This window comes from Corynebacterium choanae, from assembly GCF_003813965.1.
In the GTDB taxonomy this organism is placed as follows: domain Bacteria; phylum Actinomycetota; class Actinomycetes; order Mycobacteriales; family Mycobacteriaceae; genus Corynebacterium; species Corynebacterium choanae.
Map to the genome: position 1 here is coordinate 813577 of NZ_CP033896.1, position 18060 is coordinate 831636.

The 18060-nt window shown below is 57.4% G+C and carries 12 protein-coding genes; 7 read left to right on the plus strand and 5 right to left on the minus strand.

Annotation, left to right across the window (positions count from 1 at the left end):
* Positions 1 to 218: 218 nt before the first annotated feature.
* Positions 219 to 1859, minus strand: coding sequence for a glucose-6-phosphate isomerase (gene pgi / locus CCHOA_RS02970; protein WP_123926676.1), 1641 nt, complete (start codon positions 1857 to 1859; stop codon positions 219 to 221).
* A gap of 620 nt (positions 1860 to 2479) precedes the next feature.
* Between pgi and CCHOA_RS02975 the strand changes: the two genes are divergently transcribed.
* Both CCHOA_RS02975 and CCHOA_RS02980 read left to right on the plus strand, forming a co-directional pair.
* Complete coding sequence (locus CCHOA_RS02975; protein ID WP_123926679.1) at positions 2480 to 3979, plus strand: NAD-dependent succinate-semialdehyde dehydrogenase; 1500 nt, start codon at positions 2480 to 2482, stop codon at positions 3977 to 3979.
* A 495-nt stretch (positions 3980 to 4474) separates the two neighbouring features.
* Positions 4475 to 4741, plus strand: a complete 267-nt coding sequence (locus CCHOA_RS02980) for a hypothetical protein (RefSeq protein WP_123926682.1) — start codon at positions 4475 to 4477, stop codon at positions 4739 to 4741.
* Positions 4742 to 4837: 96 nt separating this feature from the next.
* Here the strand turns inward: CCHOA_RS02980 and CCHOA_RS02985 are convergent, their stop codons facing one another.
* Entirely contained in the window at positions 4838 to 5140 is a 303-nt protein-coding gene (locus tag CCHOA_RS02985) for a chorismate mutase (RefSeq protein ID WP_123926685.1), read from the minus strand.
* Between the two features lie 228 nt (positions 5141 to 5368).
* Here CCHOA_RS02985 and CCHOA_RS02990 point away from each other — a divergent pair, with 228 nt between their 5' ends.
* Positions 5369 to 8014, plus strand: a complete 2646-nt coding sequence (locus CCHOA_RS02990) for a UvrD-helicase domain-containing protein (RefSeq protein WP_123926688.1) — start codon at positions 5369 to 5371, stop codon at positions 8012 to 8014.
* A gap of 432 nt (positions 8015 to 8446) precedes the next feature.
* On the opposite strand, the gene CCHOA_RS02995 is transcribed toward CCHOA_RS02990, so the two are convergent.
* Complete coding sequence (locus tag CCHOA_RS02995) at positions 8447 to 9187, minus strand: M23 family metallopeptidase (RefSeq protein WP_123926691.1); 741 nt, start codon at positions 9185 to 9187, stop codon at positions 8447 to 8449.
* Positions 9188 to 9673: 486 nt separating this feature from the next.
* Here CCHOA_RS02995 and CCHOA_RS03000 point away from each other — a divergent pair, with 486 nt between their 5' ends.
* The 4 genes from CCHOA_RS03000 to CCHOA_RS03015 all read left to right on the plus strand — a co-directional run bounded on the left by CCHOA_RS03000 (position 9674) and on the right by CCHOA_RS03015 (position 15794).
* Positions 9674 to 11617, plus strand: coding sequence for a cell division protein PerM (locus CCHOA_RS03000; protein ID WP_123926694.1), 1944 nt, complete (start codon positions 9674 to 9676; stop codon positions 11615 to 11617).
* Between the two features lie 131 nt (positions 11618 to 11748).
* On the plus strand, positions 11749 to 12333 hold the full coding sequence (gene purN, locus CCHOA_RS03005; protein WP_123926697.1) for a phosphoribosylglycinamide formyltransferase: 585 nt from the start codon (positions 11749 to 11751) through the stop codon (positions 12331 to 12333).
* 476 nt (positions 12334 to 12809) lie between these two features.
* Positions 12810 to 14369, plus strand: coding sequence for a bifunctional phosphoribosylaminoimidazolecarboxamide formyltransferase/IMP cyclohydrolase (gene purH / locus CCHOA_RS03010; RefSeq protein ID WP_123926701.1), 1560 nt, complete (start codon positions 12810 to 12812; stop codon positions 14367 to 14369).
* A gap of 576 nt (positions 14370 to 14945) precedes the next feature.
* Positions 14946 to 15794: an HpcH/HpaI aldolase/citrate lyase family protein gene (locus tag CCHOA_RS03015; RefSeq protein WP_123926704.1), complete on the plus strand. Its 849-nt coding sequence runs from the start codon at positions 14946 to 14948 to the stop codon at positions 15792 to 15794.
* 289 nt (positions 15795 to 16083) lie between these two features.
* On the opposite strand, the gene CCHOA_RS03020 is transcribed toward CCHOA_RS03015, so the two are convergent.
* Positions 16084 to 16755 carry a TetR/AcrR family transcriptional regulator gene (locus CCHOA_RS03020; RefSeq protein ID WP_123926707.1) on the minus strand — a complete coding sequence of 224 codons (672 nt, stop codon included), beginning with the start codon at positions 16753 to 16755 and terminating at the stop codon, positions 16084 to 16086.
* 261 nt (positions 16756 to 17016) lie between these two features.
* The gene (locus tag CCHOA_RS03025; protein WP_164472363.1) at positions 17017 to 17967 is read right to left on the minus strand and encodes a putative nucleotidyltransferase substrate binding domain-containing protein; all 951 of its coding nucleotides are present in this window, start codon (positions 17965 to 17967) and stop codon (positions 17017 to 17019) included.
* Positions 17968 to 18060: the final 93 nt, after the last annotated feature.

Genomic DNA, 18060 nt, shown 5'->3' on the forward strand with positions numbered 1-18060 from the left:
CAGTCGGGTGCACTGGTCGAAAAAGCCGAAACCATTGTCACCGGCTGCTGCCTCGGCTGCCTGCTGCAGCAGGTAATGGTGAGTATGGTGCCGCACGCTGTGTTGCTTGGCGTTGAACAATTTTCATAAGGGTTCTTCAACGACCACAACCCCGCGGCCATCCTCGAAACGAGGTCTGCCACGGGGTTGTAGTTCTCACCTGCTAGCGGAGGCGTAACTTAGCGGCGGGAACGATACAGTCGAATGAGATTATCGGTAGAGCTATCACCCGAAGCAACATCCTGGGCGCCAGTCACTGCCGGCAGCAGGTCGCCGGCCTGCTTCTTGCCAAGCTCCACACCCCACTGGTCGAAGGAGTTGATACCCCAGATAGCGCCTTGCACAAAGGTGATGTGCTCATAGAGGGCGATGAGCGAGCCGAGCACAAACGGGGTGAGTTCATCAGCCAAAATGGTGGTGGTTGGCCGGTTACCTGGCATCACCTTGTGGTTGATGAGTTCAACCGGAACCCCTTCAGCGGCGATCTCTTGCGCATTCTTGCCGAAGGCAAGCACCTTGGTTTGTGCAAAGAAGTTACTCATGAGCAGATCGTGCATGCTGCCGGTGCCGTCAGCAGTTGGCAGATCTTCCTTGGGACGAATAAAGCCGATAAAGTCCGCTGGAATCAGCCGGGTGCCCTGATGCATAAGCTGGAAGAAGGCATGCTGTCCGTTGGTGCCTGGTTCACCCCAATAGATTTCACCCGAATCGCAGGTTACTGCGGTACCGTCGTGGCGCACATGTTTGCCGTTGGATTCCATGGTGAGCTGTTGGAGATACGCCGGGAACCGGCCAAGATCCTGCGAATATGGCAGCACAGCGTGGGTTTCGGCACCGTAGAAGTTGGAATACCACACACCGAGCAGACCCATGAGGAGTGGAATATTTTCCTGCGGGGCGGCGGTTCGGAAATGTTCGTCCATGGCGTGGAAACCGTCGAGGAATCGCATAAAGTCCATCGGCCCGATCACTGCCATCAGGGAGAGACCGATTGCGGAATCCACCGAGTAGCGGCCACCAACCCAGTCCCAGAACCCGAACATGTTCTCCGGGTCGATACCGAACTCGGCAACCTTTTCCGCGTTCGTGCTCACTGCGACGAAATGCTTGGCAACTACCGATTCATCCCCGTCGAAGGCATCCACCAGCCAGCGTTTTGCGGCGTGCGCATTCGCGAGCGTTTCCTGGGTGGTAAACGTCTTTGATGCAACAATAAACAAGGTGGAAGCCGGATCGAGGCCGTCTAAGGCCGCAACCATGTCGGCAGGATCGACGTTGGAAACAAACTTGGCTGTGATCCCTGCGGTGGCATAGCTGCGCAGTGCTTTCACCGCCATCGCCGGTCCGAGATCGGAGCCGCCAATACCAATATTGACTACTGTTTTAATAGTGTGACCGGTTGCCCCCAGCCATTGGCCGCTGCGAAGAGCGTGACAGAAGTCCCGCATCCGGGAGAGCACATCATGCACATCGGCGGCAACATCTTGGCCGTCGCAGGTAAATTCTTGCTCCACAGGAAGCCGCAGAGCAGTGTGCAGCACAGCCCGATCTTCCGTGTTGTTAATGTGGCGGCCGCTGAGCATTGCCTCCCGCTGGGCTGGCAGATCAGCAGCCTCACTCAACGCGATGAGCTTGTCAACAGTGTCAGCGTCGAGCAGATTCTTCGACAGGTCGACGGTCAGTCCGGCTGCCTCATAGGTGAAGTGTTCAGCACGCCCCTCATCGGCGGCGAACAAATCCCGCAGAGTAGTGTCAGCGAGTTTGCCGTGCTGGTCTTTCAACGCTTGCCAAGCAGCAGTAGTGGTGATGTCGTCAGCCATGTGAGGTCTTTCAATCCTTTGAAGTGGACACGAGGTTGTCTACAGAGTGTGCATAGTCACCGCCCCACCGCCAAGGAACCAGATATTGCGGAGGTTTCGCAGTCGGTTGCTTAGGCGGTTGAGGTGACCAACACCAATGAGTTCAATAATGACGGTTGCGTCAGCGATCTTGGTTCGCGCCCCACCGCATACAAACCAACTGGGCACAAAGCACAGCAAGCCCGGTGGGGGAATCAGGATCAGCAAGACGAACCTGGTTGAAGTTGTTGAAGAAAAAATTGTGCAACGAAAACGCGGTGAGTCGCTGTTGTGAAGTTGGACAACGCCGCGCGCGTAGGGAATCAGTGGCTGACACATGCTGCACGACAACCTTAAACCGTGGAAGGAGCCTTCCGTGGCACAGGGGAGCAGCCGATGCTGTGTAAATCCCATGACTTCCAGTATGGATGTTGGGGAGGCAGCATGCATCCGGTCAAACCACTGTATTCAATCTAGCCTGTCGTGTTGCTCGGTGCCCGCCGGGAAACGTGTTCGGCTGCACGAATAGGAGGCTGATGCAAGAAATCTCACATTCAACTGCCCGCTGCACGAACACCGCATCCTCAGGCATAGTGGAAGTTATGACTGAACAAGCTTTGCCCAATTTTGACGACGATGCAGTGGCAGCGCTGCTGCAAGAAACCCCAACGGGGCTTTTTATCAATGGTGCATTCGTTGATTCCAGCACCGGCACCACATTTGCGGTCACCAACCCGTCTGATCGGTCAACAGTGGCGCAGGTTGCGGCGGCAAGTCTCGCGGACGCCCGCTCTGCCCTCGACGTGGCGGTGCAAGTGCAAGACCAGTGGGCTGCCACACCTGCCCAGGAGCGGGCAGATATTTTGCTTGCCGCCTACCGACTCTTACATGAGCATCTTGACGAATTAGCAGTGTTGCAATCGCTCGAATTGGGTCGGGCGTTGAAAGATTCCGTCGCGGAAGTTCGCTATGCCGCTGAGTTTTTCCGCTGGTTTGCCGGGGAAGCCACCCGTATCACCGGCGATTATCGCCATAATCCGGCGGGGAATGCGCGCATTGTGGTCACTCGGGCGCCAGTCGGTCCGACTTTGGCGATCACGCCCTGGAATTTCCCACTGGCCATGGGGGCACGAAAACTCGCCCCGGCACTGGCTGCTGGCTGCACCATGTTGATTAAGCCCGCGTCGAAAACTCCGCTGACAATGCTGTATTTAGCAAAGCTGATGCGGCAGGCGGGGCTGCCCGACGGGGTGTTGGCAGTCTTGCCAACTGATCATGCTGATCAAGTGTCCTCGCTGCTCGACGATGCGCGGCTGCGCAAGTTTACTTTTACCGGTTCCACCGCAGTCGGTCAGATGCTTGCTGCGAAAGCCGCGAACCACACGATCGCCACCTCGTTGGAACTTGGCGGTAACGCCCCCTTTGTGGTGTTTGCCGACGCTGATCTGGACACTGCAGTTGAGGCCGCGAAAGTGGCGAAGATGCGGGGTGCCGGACAGGTGTGTATTGCTGCGAACCGGTTTATTGTGCACGAATCAGTGGCGGAGGAATTCGCTGCCAAAATCACGGCGGTGATGGAGGCGATGACCGTTGGCCGGGGTACGGAACCGGATACCGATGTCGGCCCGCTGAGCGGCGATGACCAGCTGGAAACTGTTACTCGTCTCGTAAAGGATGCGAAAGCACACGGGGCGAAGGTGCATTGTGGCGGCGACCCACAGCAGCTTGGCGATCTTGCCCAGCTTGGGCCATATTATCCGCCGACAGTGTTGAGCAATATTGGTGATCACGCCGACATTGCGCAGGAAGAAATTTTCGGACCGGTCGTGGCGATCTACACCTTCAGTGATGATGAGCAGGCCATTGCTATGGCTAATGACACCCAGTTTGGGTTGGCTGCCTACGTGTTTAGTGAAAATCTCGAGCGGGCATTGTGGGCTGCTGAAAAGGTTGCGGCAGGAATGGTCGCAGTGAACAAAGGGGCACTGTCTGATCCTGCCGCCCCGTTTGGTGGGGTGAAAGAATCCGGGCTTGGCCGGGAAGGCGGTTTGGAAGGTATTGATGAATTCCTTGAGACTAAGTTCATCTCGTTGCCGCTCTAGGCGGTGCCGTATCCGCCCCAAGCAGGAGGGGGGAAGGTAGCCAACGGACACGGGGCGAAGTCCGGTTGGCACTTCTCAAATCTGCAAGTGCCAATCCACCACCATTGTTGGCGCAGCGTGTTCTGGCGAATTGATTTTCCCTGACGAAGGGAAGCTTTGGAAGGTGTATCCACAGTCCCCGTTAGACGTATATGGAGGTTGCCTCCAGCTGCACACGAGGTGCACAGCTGCACCGCTGCGTTGCTGGCCGGATATGGGTTCGACGAAACTCTGGACAGGGCACGGTGGTGATTCACCGTGCCTGCACCTGCTGATGTGGCGACGTTTGCTGGCAGTTTTGCCCTTGTGCCCACTTTGCTGCGGGGCATCAGGGCATGACGCTGCAGTACAAACGCTGTGGTGAGGTCAACGGGGGTGTGCTGATCTTGCCGCGGGAAGCAACGTGGCGCATATTCCGCCCGCCAACAGCGGTGCTGATATGCAACAATGCGAAGTATGACCGCATCACCGCTTCACGATTGGAAGATCCCTGCCGAGTTGGCGACACAGCTGGAAGAGAGCGCGCAACGGCACGGCACCACGCCAGGAGAACTCGTCGAACATGTATTAGCAGAGTTTATCCGTATCGAGCGGGTGGCACAGTTAGCGAAAACCCAGCACACGCAACCTTCGGCAGGCTTTACCACGTGGCGTGATGCGATCAGTTTCGAAACGTTAACGAGCCTCGATCCGGCGATAGTGGTTGAGGAAACCGGCCAGTAACCAGCGGTGCTGCGGCGATATTGCACAACGCTAGTGAAAACCGCCGCAAGTGTGGGCAAACTGGCGCGAAGCCGCGCCAACCGTGTTCCTCGACTGCTACAGCTTGCCCCGTCCTAGACGCAATAAGATCCCAGCGAGTGCTGGCCCTTCGTCGCCCAGGGCAGCCCGGTATTGGTTGATCACTGCTAATTCCCGGTTGTGCACCAGCCGGGTGCCACCAGAGCCCATGCGGGTTTTGCCGATAGCTTGGGACACCTTACTGCGGCGCTGTACGGCTTCGATGATGATGTTGTCGAGCCGGTCGATTTCCTCCCGGTAGCGGCGGATTTCCTGATCGGACAAGGGATCATCGGTGCCGGTGGGCATACGAATTTCTAGCTGTTCTTCCTGCTGGCTCATAGCCAGTATTGTGCCACTTTCGGCCGCTTATGGGTAAGCCTTTCGCCCGGCATTGTGGGAAGAGCCGCTCATTGGTGATGGAAGTCGGCAATGAGGCAATGCTGCTGTGCATAGCACGCGATAGTTCACCGCTGCTGGTGGGGTGCAATACAGCCGTTGTTGTTCGATCGATGTGCGGGGCGGTAAGGGGCAGGAGGTGCACAGCGTGAACTAGAGTGGATAGCCATCATGGCTGATTACAATTGCGCACCTTCCCCATTTGCCCGCCGACGCCGCGACAATGCTGAGCCGTCACGGTCACAGTCGCCGTTTGCTGGAACCACCCAGACGACAGGAGCTGATCCTGCCCAGTTACTTGACCATCTCAATCCGCAGCAGCAGGCTGCTGTCACCCACATCGGGGCACCACTGCTGATTGTGGCTGGCGCCGGTTCCGGGAAAACTGCTGTGCTTACCCGGCGGATTGCATATCTGCTGCAGGCACGCGGTGTGGCACCGTGGGAAATTTTAGCGATCACCTTCACCAATAAAGCCGCCGCCGAGATGCGGGAACGCGTCGAAGAATTGATTGGCCCTGCCGCCCAGCAGATGTGGGTAATGACGTTTCACTCGACCTGTGTACGGATTTTGCGGCAGCATGCGTCGCTGGTTCCCGGGTTGAACTCGAACTTCACGATCTATGACACTGATGATTCGAAGCGGCTGGTGACTATGATCGCGAAAGATCGCGGGGTCGATCTGAAAGCGCACACGCCGCGAGCCCTGTTGAGCATTATCAGTAACTGGAAAAATGAGCTCATCACCCCGGAGGGTGCAGCTGTTGCGGCCAGTGCCCAAGGCAGCAATGCGACAGAGCAGGTCGCCGCAGAATTGTATGCGGATTTTCAGCAGCAGCTTCGGGCGGCTAATGCTGTCGACTTTGATGATCTCATCATGTGTGTGTACACCATTTTTCGGGATCATCCGGAAGTTGCGGAATATTACAGGCGCCGATTCCGCCATGTGTTAATTGACGAATACCAAGACACGAACCATGCCCAATATCAGCTTGTTGCGGCATTGGTCGGTGATGAATCTTCGGCGGGTATTCTGCCGAGTGAGCTGTGTGTGGTCGGCGACGCCGATCAGTCGATTTATGCGTTTCGTGGTGCGACGATTCGCAATATTGAAGAGTTTGAGCAGGATTATCCGCATGCGACGACGATTGTCTTGGAACAGAATTATCGCTCTACGCAAACCATTTTGGATGCCGCGAATGCTGTGATTGCCCAGAATCCTGGTCGGCGGGACAAAAAATTGTGGACCGCTCTTGGCCAAGGCGAGCGGATTGTCGGCTGGGTTGCCGACAATGAGCATGACGAGGCACGTTTCGTGGCCGGGGAGATCGACAAACTTGTCGATCGGGGTGGCCGCTACGGCGATGTTGCGGTGATGTATCGGACGAATAATAATTCCCGTGCGTTAGAAGAGATCTTTATTCGCAGCGGGATTCCCTACACGGTGGTGGGGGGAACACGGTTTTATGAACGCAAAGAAATCCGGGACATTATTGCCTATTTGAAAGCTGTGTTAAATCCGGATGATACGGTGAGTTTGCAGCGGATCATTAACACTCCTCGGCGGGGGATCGGGGATAAAGCGCAAGAGGCGATTGCAGCCTATGCGGCAAGTCACCAGCTGAGTTTTGGGCAGGCGTTACGGACGGCAGCCGACGGCGGCATTGAGCTGCTGGGGACTCGGGCGGTCAAAGCTGTGTGGAAGTTTGTGTCTTTGCTCGATGAACTGCGGGAGTTTGCTGCGACAGCAACTGACGATGTGACCGGTTACCAGGATCTTGGCGGGCTGATTGAGGCGTGCTGTGAACAAAGTGGGTATCGTGCGGAATTGGCGAAGTCGAATGATCCGCAGAATCAGACCCGGTTGGAAAACCTCAACGAGCTGGTGTCTGTGGCACGAGAGTTCACTACCGAGCAGGCACTGTTGCAAGCCTATGAAGATATGGATGCAGCAAATCCCGCAGTAGATGACGCTGCAGCAGCTGATGTTTTCGCGCCCGATCTTGCCGATGATGATTCTGTGGCAGACGGCATGCAGCCACACCAAAGTGTTGGCGATGCTGCTGTGATCGGGTCAGAACTCGGCGGGGCAGATCCGGTGGCAGGACTCGATATTGGGACACCAGAGCCTGGCTCACTGCAAGCATTTTTGGAACGGATTTCCTTGGTTGCTGATGCTGATCAGATTCCTGATTCGGCAGAAGGCCAAGTGACGTTGATGACGTTGCACACTGCTAAAGGGTTGGAGTTTCCGGTGGTGTTTGTGGTCGGCTGGGAAGATGGCCAATTCCCGCATAGCCGTTCCCTTGGGGACCCGGTGGAGCTTGCAGAGGAACGACGTCTCGCCTATGTGGCGATTACTCGGGCGAAACAGCAGTTGTATCTCACCCGTGCGGCGGCGCGAAGTTCGTGGGGTGCCCCAACACATAATCCGCCTTCGCGTTTCTTGCAAGATATTCCAGAGGAGCTTATTAACTGGCGGCGAACCGGTCCGGTGCGTGGTTTTGGGGGTGCCTGGAGTGATCGGTCAGCAGGTTTTTATGGTGGTCAATCGCGTGGTAGTGCAGGAACAGGGCTGGGTTCCGATGGCTATGGCAGTGGCAGGTCACGGAATAGTTCAACAATCCCGCAGGCACAGAAAGGGCCGGCGTTGGTGTTGACTGTGGGCGATATGGTCAATCATCAAAAACACGGGCTTGGCAAGGTTGTTGAGGTGGAACAGATTGGTGCTTTGAAAGCGGCACAGATTGACTTCGGCAACGGCAATAAGCAAAAAATTGTGTTGATGCCGGGCATGGATTTCTTAGAGAAGCTGTAATTTCCCTCAATTAACCTTGACCAGACGGCGGCAGCTGTTTCGCATCGAATATGCCGTCACCGGTGTGGGGACACCGGTGACGGCATCAGGGCTGGGGTGATGATGGATCGTTCACTGGCGCCGATATGGCTTCGGGCTGCTATCTGCGGTGGACGAGCACGGGCATGATGGTTGGGGAGTCGTGAGGCGTGACACTGTGTTCGGGTGAAGCTTTCTTGCATGCCCTGAGGGGGGTGTTTGCGTGCCCTCCTGGGGGGTTGCTGGGGTTTTGCAAGAGGATTAGCAAAGCTGTGAGTACAACGAGAACGCCACAGCGGGCGGTTTGGAAGGCCTGCTGTGGCGTTGCTTCAAGCGTGGGTGGGGATAGCGCTAAAAGTATCCCTTGGTGTGGATCGCGTCAGTGAGAATCTGTGTGGCGCGATTGGAGCGGTATTACAGGTTGATGCCGCGTTCCGCGAGCCACGGAATCGGATCGATTGGGGCGCCTTGGGCGGGGTGTACCTCGAAGTGCAGGTGCACACCAGTGGAGAAACCTCGGGAGCCCATGCCGGCGATTTTTTGGCCGGCGGACACGTGCTGACCGACAGCGACGTCAATGGTTTCCATGTGGCCGTAGACGGTCACCGTGCCGTCTTCGTGCAGGATTCGCACCCACTGGCCGAAGCCTTGTGCCGGGCCGGCGTCGATGACGGTGCCGTCTTCGGCGGCAACAATTGGGGTGCCGAGAGCATTGGCAATATCGACACCGTTGTGCATCGCACCCCAGCGGGCGCCGAATCCGGAGGTGAATACCCCTTCAGCGGGTCGGACTGTGGCAGGCATGCGTGCCTGGAGGTCTTCGGCGACCTGCTCAGCGTGGGCGTCGACGGCTTTCTGCAGTTGCAGTGCAAGATCTTCGACTGGTTTGAATTCTGGGATGGCCAGAATCTGGGGGACAGCGGTGTCGGTGAACTGCTTGATTGCATCGAAGGCAGCGTCTTGGCTGGCCAGCTGCAGCTGCGGGGCGTTCGCCGGTGGGGTGGGTGCATTTTGTGCAGTAGCTACTGCTGCACCGCCGGCACCGGCACCAGTGACGGTACCGGTAGCGATCGCTACCAGTGCGACCCGGTTTTTCACCGGGGAAGTGTGCTTACGGTGAGCGCCGCCGCGTGCCCGCTGTCCATGTGCAGTCATCGTCCGCAAGAACCCTTTCGAAACGTCTGTAAATCGTTGTCTTATGTGTAACGTTGCCAACTGTTATATGTAGTGGTGCTGGTCAGGCGGTCAAACTGGGCAGTGTGTGTCAAGCTGGCGTGAAGCATTGCTGACAGGTTGCTGAACAATTGGGTACCGCGGCGCATTCGCTGTCATGTGGTGATGACCTCTGGTGCTGCTGACCTATTTACTTTTGCACTCAAACTGTAATCAGTTCGTAATGATACGAGGTATGAGACTAGCGGGCAGTGGGGACACGTGCAACAACTTCTGCAACCTGAGTTGGATATATAAGTAACCTGAAACGGATTGTTCCGTCACATCAGTCACATGGGTTTCGCCCTTGGGGTGGTGCAGTGGTTCCGTTTTCTTTTGGGGACGGGGGTGGGAAGTGTGCTCTGCAATTGATTGCATGCCGGTGTGGCAAGGTGGTGATTTTCCTGGTTTCTGGCAAGGTGGTGTGTCGTGAGTAGAAAGACAAGTCCGCAGGCACGAGCCAGCCATTCGACCCGTCCGGCACGTATTGGAAGGTCCGCGCGGCGGTCAGCCACGAAGCGGGGGCAGGCCCCTGCCGGCGGGGGTAAAGCGAAGGTTGAAGCTGCGGCGACGTTACCGTCCCGATTGTGGCGTTTAGCTCCAGCGTTACTTGCCCCTAGTGTGATTCTTGCCACACTTGTGGTGATGGTGTCGTTCGGCTTACTGCAAGTGATGCATCAGGGGTTTGTGCCACTGCCGGCAACCATTGGTCAATTGTGGCTTGCCGCGCATCTGGTGCCGGTCTCTTCTGATCGGGCAACGTTAGGGGTGTTGCCCATGCTGCCAGCGGTGATCCTGATGTGGTTTATCGCCCGCCAGGTGCGGCTTGTTACGAAAGACCGCATTGGGATGGGGGAATTGGTCATGCTGGCGGTTGGCACACCGGCTGTACCAGCGGTGCTGACTGCAATCGCCACATTTATGGTGTGGGATGCATCCCCAGTGTTTCCGGTCGTCCCACCAGCAGTGGTGCCGGCCGTGGGGCAGACCATTTTGGTCTACTTGGTGGGGTTGGTTTGCGGTATTAGTCCGCGTCTGGCGCGGGCATTGTGTCGCCGGTTGGGGATTGCGCAAGCAGTTCCACAAGCCGCCACGGTGGCCGCCGAATTTCTGCGTTATCTCCTCATTGCCGCAACCGTCGTATTAGGCATCACGATGGTCTGGCATCTACCGCAGATCGTTGAGCTTAGCGGGTCATTCCACAGCCGGTGGGCAATAGCCGGCATCGCGTTGCTTTCCCTGCTCTATGTGCCAAATGCGATTATCGCTACAGCAAGTGTGCTGCTTGGCTCCGGTCTCGAGTTCGGTGACGCGACGATTTCGCTGTTTGCGGTGACCTTGGTGCCGTTGCCGCCGTTGCCGCTGTTAGCAGGGCTGCCAGCCACCGCGCCCTGGTGGTTCCAATTCCTGCTTGTGCTCCCCGCAGTGGCAGCGGGTTTTGCTATTGCCCGCTATCTGCGCCGCGGCGGTGGATCTGTTGTGGTGTTGCTCGTGGCGAGTGCACTGGCAGCAATCGGATTAGGGGTGCTCATCGGTTTCGCCGGCGGCGAAGCCGGGGTGTACGGCTATGCCGGTGCAATGCAAGGTCTCTCGATGGGGCTTGCGGCACTGTGGATGGCGGCGGTGAGTATTGCCGCGTGGCTGGTGTACAAAGTCGCCGCCTGGTGGCGCAACCGGCGCAGTGGGGACAGCGATGAATCCACGGACACTCCGGGGGTGGAGCGGGAGGACAGCGAACCTGGTACATCCGCTGCGGCTTCTCACGATCCCGCAGCAGACGAGACAACCCCCACTGATGGTGCGGTAAGCGCTGCAGTAGCTGACACTGCCACGACAGATTCTGCTGCGGTCGCAGACACTCCTCCGACAGACACCGAAGCATCGACAGATTCCCCTGCGGCGTCAGCTGCGGCTTCAGACGCTGCTGAAAAACTAGAAACGCAGGCCGAAACGGAAAAAAGGCTCGCTAGCGACGCTGCAGCAACACCTGCACGACCCGCTGATGGTGCGAACACTGCATCTGAAGCTGCGGCTTCCACTGTGAATACCCCTGTTGAACCCGCCATGCACGCGAAGCAAACCGAGGATGAGCAGGCCTTGAACAAGGGGGACACCGCTGTTGCTATGGAAGCTGTATCGGATCTTGACACAGCCCCTACGCCTAGTAGTGATTTAGTACCTGAACCTCGTACCGATACAGCGGCACCCTTGCCACCCGTCGTCGAACAGGTTGTAGCCTCCGATCCGGCAATCCTGGAAGATGCTGCGGAAAACACCACCGCAGCAGGACAAGTTACACCACCGCAATCATCCCCAACCGACAGCGTCGACAGCAGCCAGGCAGCGTCGTCGAAGGAAGATCACCAGCAGTAACTGGCAACACGGTACTGTTGTTTCCGCTGAGCTACTGCCAGTGGAACGTGTCGGCAGCGCCGCCACGCGGCAGGTCACCCGGGTTGGGCACGCACCCCAGGTGCTGCACTGTAGTGGGTGCACCGCATACGATGACACTTGTGGAAGCACAATCAACACCAACACCAATTGTTGTTCTCGCATCGGGGGTCGGCTCCCTGCTGCAAGCCATTATCAATGCGCAGGGCGCCAGCTATCAGGTGGTTGCAGTGGTCTGTGATCGGCAATGCCCGGCAGTTGACATTGCCGCAGCGCACAATATTCCGGCACAGGTTCATCCCCTCGTCCCTGGCGCGGATCGGGATCGTTGGAATGAACAATTAGCCGATATGATCGCCGCATATTCACCACAGCTCGTGGTCTCTGCAGGGTTTATGAAAATCCTTGGGTCCGCGGTCATCAACAGGTTCCCCCGGTCGATTATCAACACGCACCCGGCACTGTTGCCTAAATTTCCCGGCGCCCACGCCGTACGCGACGCCCTGGAGGCGCAAGCCACCGAAACTGGTTGCACTGTGCACATCGTGGATGAAGGCGTCGATACCGGTCCGGTGATCGCCCAACGAGTCGTGCCCATTGTTCCCGGGGACACCGAAGCCAGTTTGCATGAACGCATCAAAACCGAAGAGCGTGCACTGATTGTAGAAGTGCTCAGCGGCGATATCTCCTGGCAGTAGCCATAACCAACCCTGGTGCACATCAACAAAAAACAGCAGCCTATTACTGAGGGCACTGCAGGTAAGCTACTGGCAATCGGGTAGGTGTGGTACTAGTTCGTTGCCGAAAAGAGCGACAACGCAGCCTGGTTGCTCTGCGGGATGGGTTGTTATCTCCAGGGGGTTATCCGCCAGGGTGGCTGTGCGCAATACCTGGTGTAAGCACAATGGTGCGCCGCGGGCTAGTACAGCGGAGTGTTGGATGTCCCCCTCACCTGTGGGGGATTTCGGTTGTATTCGGCGGGAAAACACACTGATCAGTGCCACGCTTTTCCTGGTTGGTCGCTACACTCAACCGGGAAGCGAACAACTGCTGTCAACTGGTTGATGTCAATCAACGTCTGCCGCCCAGTTGTCCTTCATTTAGCGTTTCTTGCGTCCCTGTTGCTTTTCGCAACGTTGCTGCTCAACGTCAACTGTGAGGTACTAAAACCACTATGAGTGATGAACTCAAGCCCATCTCCCGCGCGCTGGTGAGCGTGTACGACAAAACCGGCCTCGTGGGATTTGCCCAAGGTCTCGCGGACGCTGGCATTGAAATTGTGTCGACGGGTTCTACCGCTTCGACTATTGCCCAAGCCGGGATTCCGGTTACCGCTGTGGAATCGGTAACCAATTTCCCTGAATGCTTAGACGGCCGGGTAAAAACCCTCCATCCGCGGATCCACGCCGGTATTTTGGCTGACACCCGCCGCGCTGACCATGTGGAACAGCTCGCCGAGCTTGACGTTGCCGCATTCCAGCTTGTCGTCGTCAACCTGTATCCGTTTGCTGAAACGGTGGCTTCTGGTGCGGATGTGGACGACTGCGTGGAGCAGATCGACATCGGTGGACCGTCGATGGTTCGGGCGGCTGCGAAAAACCATCCCTCGGTGGCTGTGGTTGTGGAGCCTGGCCAATACGAGCAGGTGTTAACTGCGGTAGCTAACGGCGGCTTCTCCCTGGCGGAACGGCGCAAACTTGCGGCGAAAGCATTCCAACACACTGCCGCCTATGATGTGGCTGTTGCCAGCTGGTTTGTGGAACAAACCGACGATGACACCATGGTGCTGCCGCAGTGGCTAGGTGCTAGCCGGAACAAGATTCATGACCTTCGCTACGGGGAGAACCCGCATCAGCGGGCAGCACTGTATGCTGATCCGGCCGGCGGCGGGGTAGCTGGGGCATCCCAGCTGCACGGCAAAGCGATGTCGTACAACAACTATGTTGATGCCGACGCGGCGTGGCGTTCCTGTTGGGATCATGACAAGCCGTGTGTAGCGGTGATTAAACACGCCAATCCTTGCGGTATTGCTGTAGCCGATGAATCCATTGCTGCAGCACATGCAAAGGCACATGCCTGCGATCCGGTGAGCGCATTCGGTGGGGTGATTGCGGCAAACCGGGAAGTCACCGCGGAGATGGCCACCCAGGTTGCGGAGATCTTCACTGAGGTGATTATTGCCCCAAGCTTCAGCGAAGAAGCGTTGACGATTCTCACCGCGAAAAAGAATATCCGTATTCTGCAGGCCACCCCTCCTGCGGAACACGGCTATGACTATAAACATGTCTCCGGTGGGATGCTGGTGATGGATGAAGACGCCATCGACGCCGAAGGTGATGATCCTGCCGACTGGGAACTGGTGGCCGGCAATCCTGCGGATGGGGCGACGCTGGCAAATCTGAAGTTTGCCTGGCGGGCGGTGCGTGCAGTGAAATCGAACGCAATCCTGCTGGCGAAAGATGAAGCTACGGTCGGGGTAGGGATGGGACAGGTCAACCGGGTTGATTCGGCTCGTCTGGCAGTGACCCGGGCAGGTGCCGAACGTGCCGCCGGTGCCGTGGCCGCCTCTGATGCGTTCTTCCCATTTGCTGATGGCTTCGAAGTGCTCGCCGAAGCTGGGGTGACAGCTGTTGTACAGCCAGGTGGATCGATCCGCGACGAAGAAGTCGTTGAAGCAGCGAAACAGGCTGGTGTCACCATGTATTTCACCGGCACCCGCCATTTCTTCCACTAATCCACCCAGCACAGCCAAAGCGGGTCGTGTACCTGCGACGCGGCTGGGCGACGACTGAAAACATCGGCGGCAGTGAAAACAATCCATCACTGCCGCCGGTGTTTTGGTTTTTGCAAGCATGCGATAAGTATGCGGGCTGGGTATGGCCACACCGGAACGAAAAGGCTGGTTGCAATACATGCGGGAACTCAAAAAGGCTGGTTGCGGCAGCTGTGCACACCCGTGCCTCTTGCTAGGTCCACCAAGGGGCAGGTGGTTGCTCGTCAGGTATGTCACGGCGATACTTCACAGTCGCCATGGGGGTTTTCCTGCCAATTAGACAGCCCACACTGCCCCAGGTCGCACCAAACCTGCAGTAGTTGGCAGCATCGGGCAACACATGGTGTTGCTTCCGGTATGCAAGTAGCACACGCCCAAAGCGGATATGCCTTGCACAAACGCAGACCGAAGCAGTCCACGGTGGTGATATTTTGGTCTCTTCATGTGCAACCAGTCCTTGCACAGCGTGCAGTCTTTGATCGCCCAGTTTGCTGGTTTGCTGCTTTTGACTGCCTATTCGCACTAGACTTGGGCTCTATGACTGTTTCGCCTCTGCCACAGCTCCCACCGGGACCCGCCTGGCTATTTGCCCCTATCAACAGACCGGAACGCATCCCGAAAGCGGTTGAGCGTGCCGATACTGTCATCATCGACCTTGAGGACGGCGCCGGCGATCTAGATCGGGACGCTGCCCGGCAGCTGCTGATCGACACCGATTTGGATCCGGCAACCACCATTGTGCGGGTGGTCGGCCCCGATCATCCTGGGTTTGCCGGTGATGTGGCGGCACTGAAACAGACGAATTATCGCTATGTGATTGTCCCGAAAGTCATTGATCATATTCCAGCAGTACTTGACGACTATCAGGTCATTGCTCTTATTGAAACCCCGCAGGCAGTACTGCATGCCGCCACGATTGCGGCGCTGCCTAATGTGGTGGCGCTCTATTTAGGTGCCGAGGATCTCATCCAATTTTTGGGCGGCACCACCTCCCGGTTGTTGCGCGATGAAGGCTGGGAACATGACCGACCAGGTCCATATCGGGCGGTGATAGCCCACGCCCGGGCACACATGCATCTTGCCGCCGCAGCACACGGCAAAGCTTCTATTGACGCGGTGAAAGCAGACTTCCGTGACGAGCAGGGCAATTTTGAGGAAGCCGCCGACGCTGCCCGGAGTGGGTTTTATGCCACCTGTGTGATTCATCCAGCCCAGGTGCCAGTAGTGCGCCGGGCGTATCAGCCACATCCCGCGCAGCTGGACTGGGCGCGCCGAGTGGTAGCAGAGTCGCAACATCATCCCGGAGCATTCCGTCTTGATGGAGATATGGTGGACGCGCCGCTGATTGCGCAAGCTCATCGACTAGTTGCCCGCGCACACCGCTAACACCATGCTGGGTTAGCTGATCGCCTCCACCACAGCCATCCAACAGCCAGACAGCATCCCTATCAGCAACCATAAATCGCGTGATGTCCCCTGTGGGGTCCGGCCGATTGAAGATGCATCTGTGCTTATTCTGTGGTGATACCCAAGCCCGCCCGTGCAAAAGTGGGTCGGTGGGGAATTAGGTGGCAGGCAAGCAAAAAAAGAAGCAGCGCCTGCTTGAAGTAAGCCGAGTGTTGTGCAATGGTTGCCGCACACACTTAAGGTGCACGGCATCGAAGATGGCAGGGTTTTACGCTAAGGAGTTTGCTACTTCCGCAAGCATCGCCAAGGTGCGACTGACCCGATCCTTCGGTAATTCTGCATCGAGTGTCCGCAGCGCGGCGTCAGCCACGACCACAGCCACTTCGGGAATGCCGTCACCTTGATAGGGGGCTATCCCATTGTTCGGGCGCATCTCAGTGACGGACTGTGCCAAATAAAATGGCAAATCCAGCCGTGGATCACCGTCGCCGACAATCATCGCCGCAAGCTGACGAAATGAGGCTTGCAGCTGGGCGCGTGCATCCATATATGGTTGCAGCTCCTCGCTGTGTGCGACAGGAAGCTGAAAGAGTCGACCAACATTCCACCGGGTCGAATACAAAAGCCGTGATTCGGCGGCAACCAGCGCCCATAACCGCAGCGGTGCGGAGGCCTCGAGCGTGAATAATGCTTGAGCAAGTCGCTGCGCAGGATCGATCATCGATGACAGCAGTGTCACATAGATTTCTGTTTTCGACGGGAAATGATAGTAGAGACTGGCCTGTCGGATCCCTACTGCCTCGGCGATTTGATGCGTGGAAGTGGTAGCAAATCCTCGAACAGTAAACAGCTCAGCGGCAGCATCAAGAATCTCCTCGCGGGCGGTGTCACCGCGCCGGCGAGGGCTTTGTTTGCGTGGGCGTCCTACCGCTCCTGCCATAGTGTTCTTTCTGCTGTGAGATGGTCGCAACCGCCTGAGGTAATCCACCGCCGAGGGCTTTGTCATCACCGGTGCTGGTGGGTGATATCCGGCAAGCCGCTGTAGTGCTAACAAAACCGGCCGGCGGCTCGCCGTTGTGTCGTTGATTCTACCTGGCAGGCGGGTGCAAGTCCGCATCAGCAACGCAGTCCTGCAGTCCGTCGCAGCCAGTGGATCAAGGCGCGCGGGTGGCTTGCCGTGGTGGGGGATATCTTCACACAGCTAGCTACTGGTTTCGATGGATGGTGTCGATGGTGTGCTGGTGAGTACCGCAGCAATGATGGTGCTTAAATTTCGGCAGCTTGCCCCATACATGGATCGTTCCAGCTGCGGGACCATTGCATACGGTTCGGGGAGATCTGCCACCCCTTCCGCAAACCGGGAAAACACCAACTGCAAACCGGCAACAGTACACTGCTGCAGGCTTTCAGCTGTGGCGGCAGTAATCACGCCAGCCTGCACCCCGGCGTCAATACGTTCACTGTGCCGGGTGGTCGGGGATCCGGCGGCAGCAGCAATATAGCGGGCTAGGTCACTCAGTGGAGTGATGAGATGTCCGCGCACATCGACAATGGAATCACTCGCCGGCAGCAGATGGTGGGCTTTCAGCTGTGGCGGCCGAGAACGAAGCACTGCAGCTTGCAGCAGTGCCCTATCGTGTAAGGCAGCCAGCACGGCAGGGGTCATCCACGATCCTGCGTCAAGCATCATGCACAGCTGATCAATGTGTTTGTCAGCTACCGCCTGGGCAAGCCGACTCTGCCACGTTTCCCGGGTGCCGATTGTTGTCGCAGAAGAAGGAGAATGCACCGCAAAACCCGCCTCCCGGAACGTATCTGCTAGCAGATGATCGGCTGCTTCGGCCGCGGGAACCGTATCGGCGACATTCAGCCAACAGATCTCAGCGGTGGGTATTCCCAGCCCCTGCCCGAACAATCCGGTGACAATCCGCTGGCATTGCCCCTCGCCGGTGTAGCTTGCCTGGGCGGCAGGGGAGTGCACTAGGCCAGTGACCACCTCTGCGAGCCAACTGGCAAGCGGAACAGCTGGTTCATCATGTGCGATGGCGCGGCGCAGCAGAAGCAGCGACTCTGTGGCGATCTCGTGGAGCATGCCAGGGGTGGTTGCGTCATGTGCTTGCAACCGTAATTGCTCTAATGAGTCATGTAGCATGACATGTTTCTTCCAATGATGAGGCAGGGATACAACCACTTGCTCAGCGGTGGGGTGTGCACACCATAAGTGCAACGGTCGTGCACCCAGTTG

Excerpts from the sequence above, each read along its gene's own strand:
- purH (WP_123926701.1), top strand. The coding sequence starts at position 12,810 with ATGAGTGATGAACTCAAGCCCATCTCCCGCGCGCTGGTGAGCGTGTAC.
- CCHOA_RS02980 (WP_123926682.1), top strand. The coding sequence starts at position 4,475 with ATGACCGCATCACCGCTTCACGATTGGAAGATCCCTGCCGAGTTGGCG.
- pgi (WP_123926676.1), bottom strand. The coding sequence starts at position 1,859 with ATGGCTGACGACATCACCACTACTGCTGCTTGGCAAGCGTTGAAAGAC.
- CCHOA_RS03025 (WP_164472363.1), bottom strand. The coding sequence starts at position 17,967 with ATGCTACATGACTCATTAGAGCAATTACGGTTGCAAGCACATGACGCA.
- purN (WP_123926697.1), top strand. The coding sequence starts at position 11,749 with ATGACACTTGTGGAAGCACAATCAACACCAACACCAATTGTTGTTCTC.
- CCHOA_RS03020 (WP_123926707.1), bottom strand. The coding sequence starts at position 16,755 with ATGGCAGGAGCGGTAGGACGCCCACGCAAACAAAGCCCTCGCCGGCGC.
- CCHOA_RS02975 (WP_123926679.1), top strand. The coding sequence starts at position 2,480 with ATGACTGAACAAGCTTTGCCCAATTTTGACGACGATGCAGTGGCAGCG.
- CCHOA_RS02995 (WP_123926691.1), bottom strand. The coding sequence starts at position 9,187 with ATGACTGCACATGGACAGCGGGCACGCGGCGGCGCTCACCGTAAGCAC.
- CCHOA_RS02990 (WP_123926688.1), top strand. The coding sequence starts at position 5,369 with ATGGCTGATTACAATTGCGCACCTTCCCCATTTGCCCGCCGACGCCGC.
- CCHOA_RS03015 (WP_123926704.1), top strand. The coding sequence starts at position 14,946 with ATGACTGTTTCGCCTCTGCCACAGCTCCCACCGGGACCCGCCTGGCTA.
- CCHOA_RS02985 (WP_123926685.1), bottom strand. The coding sequence starts at position 5,140 with ATGAGCCAGCAGGAAGAACAGCTAGAAATTCGTATGCCCACCGGCACC.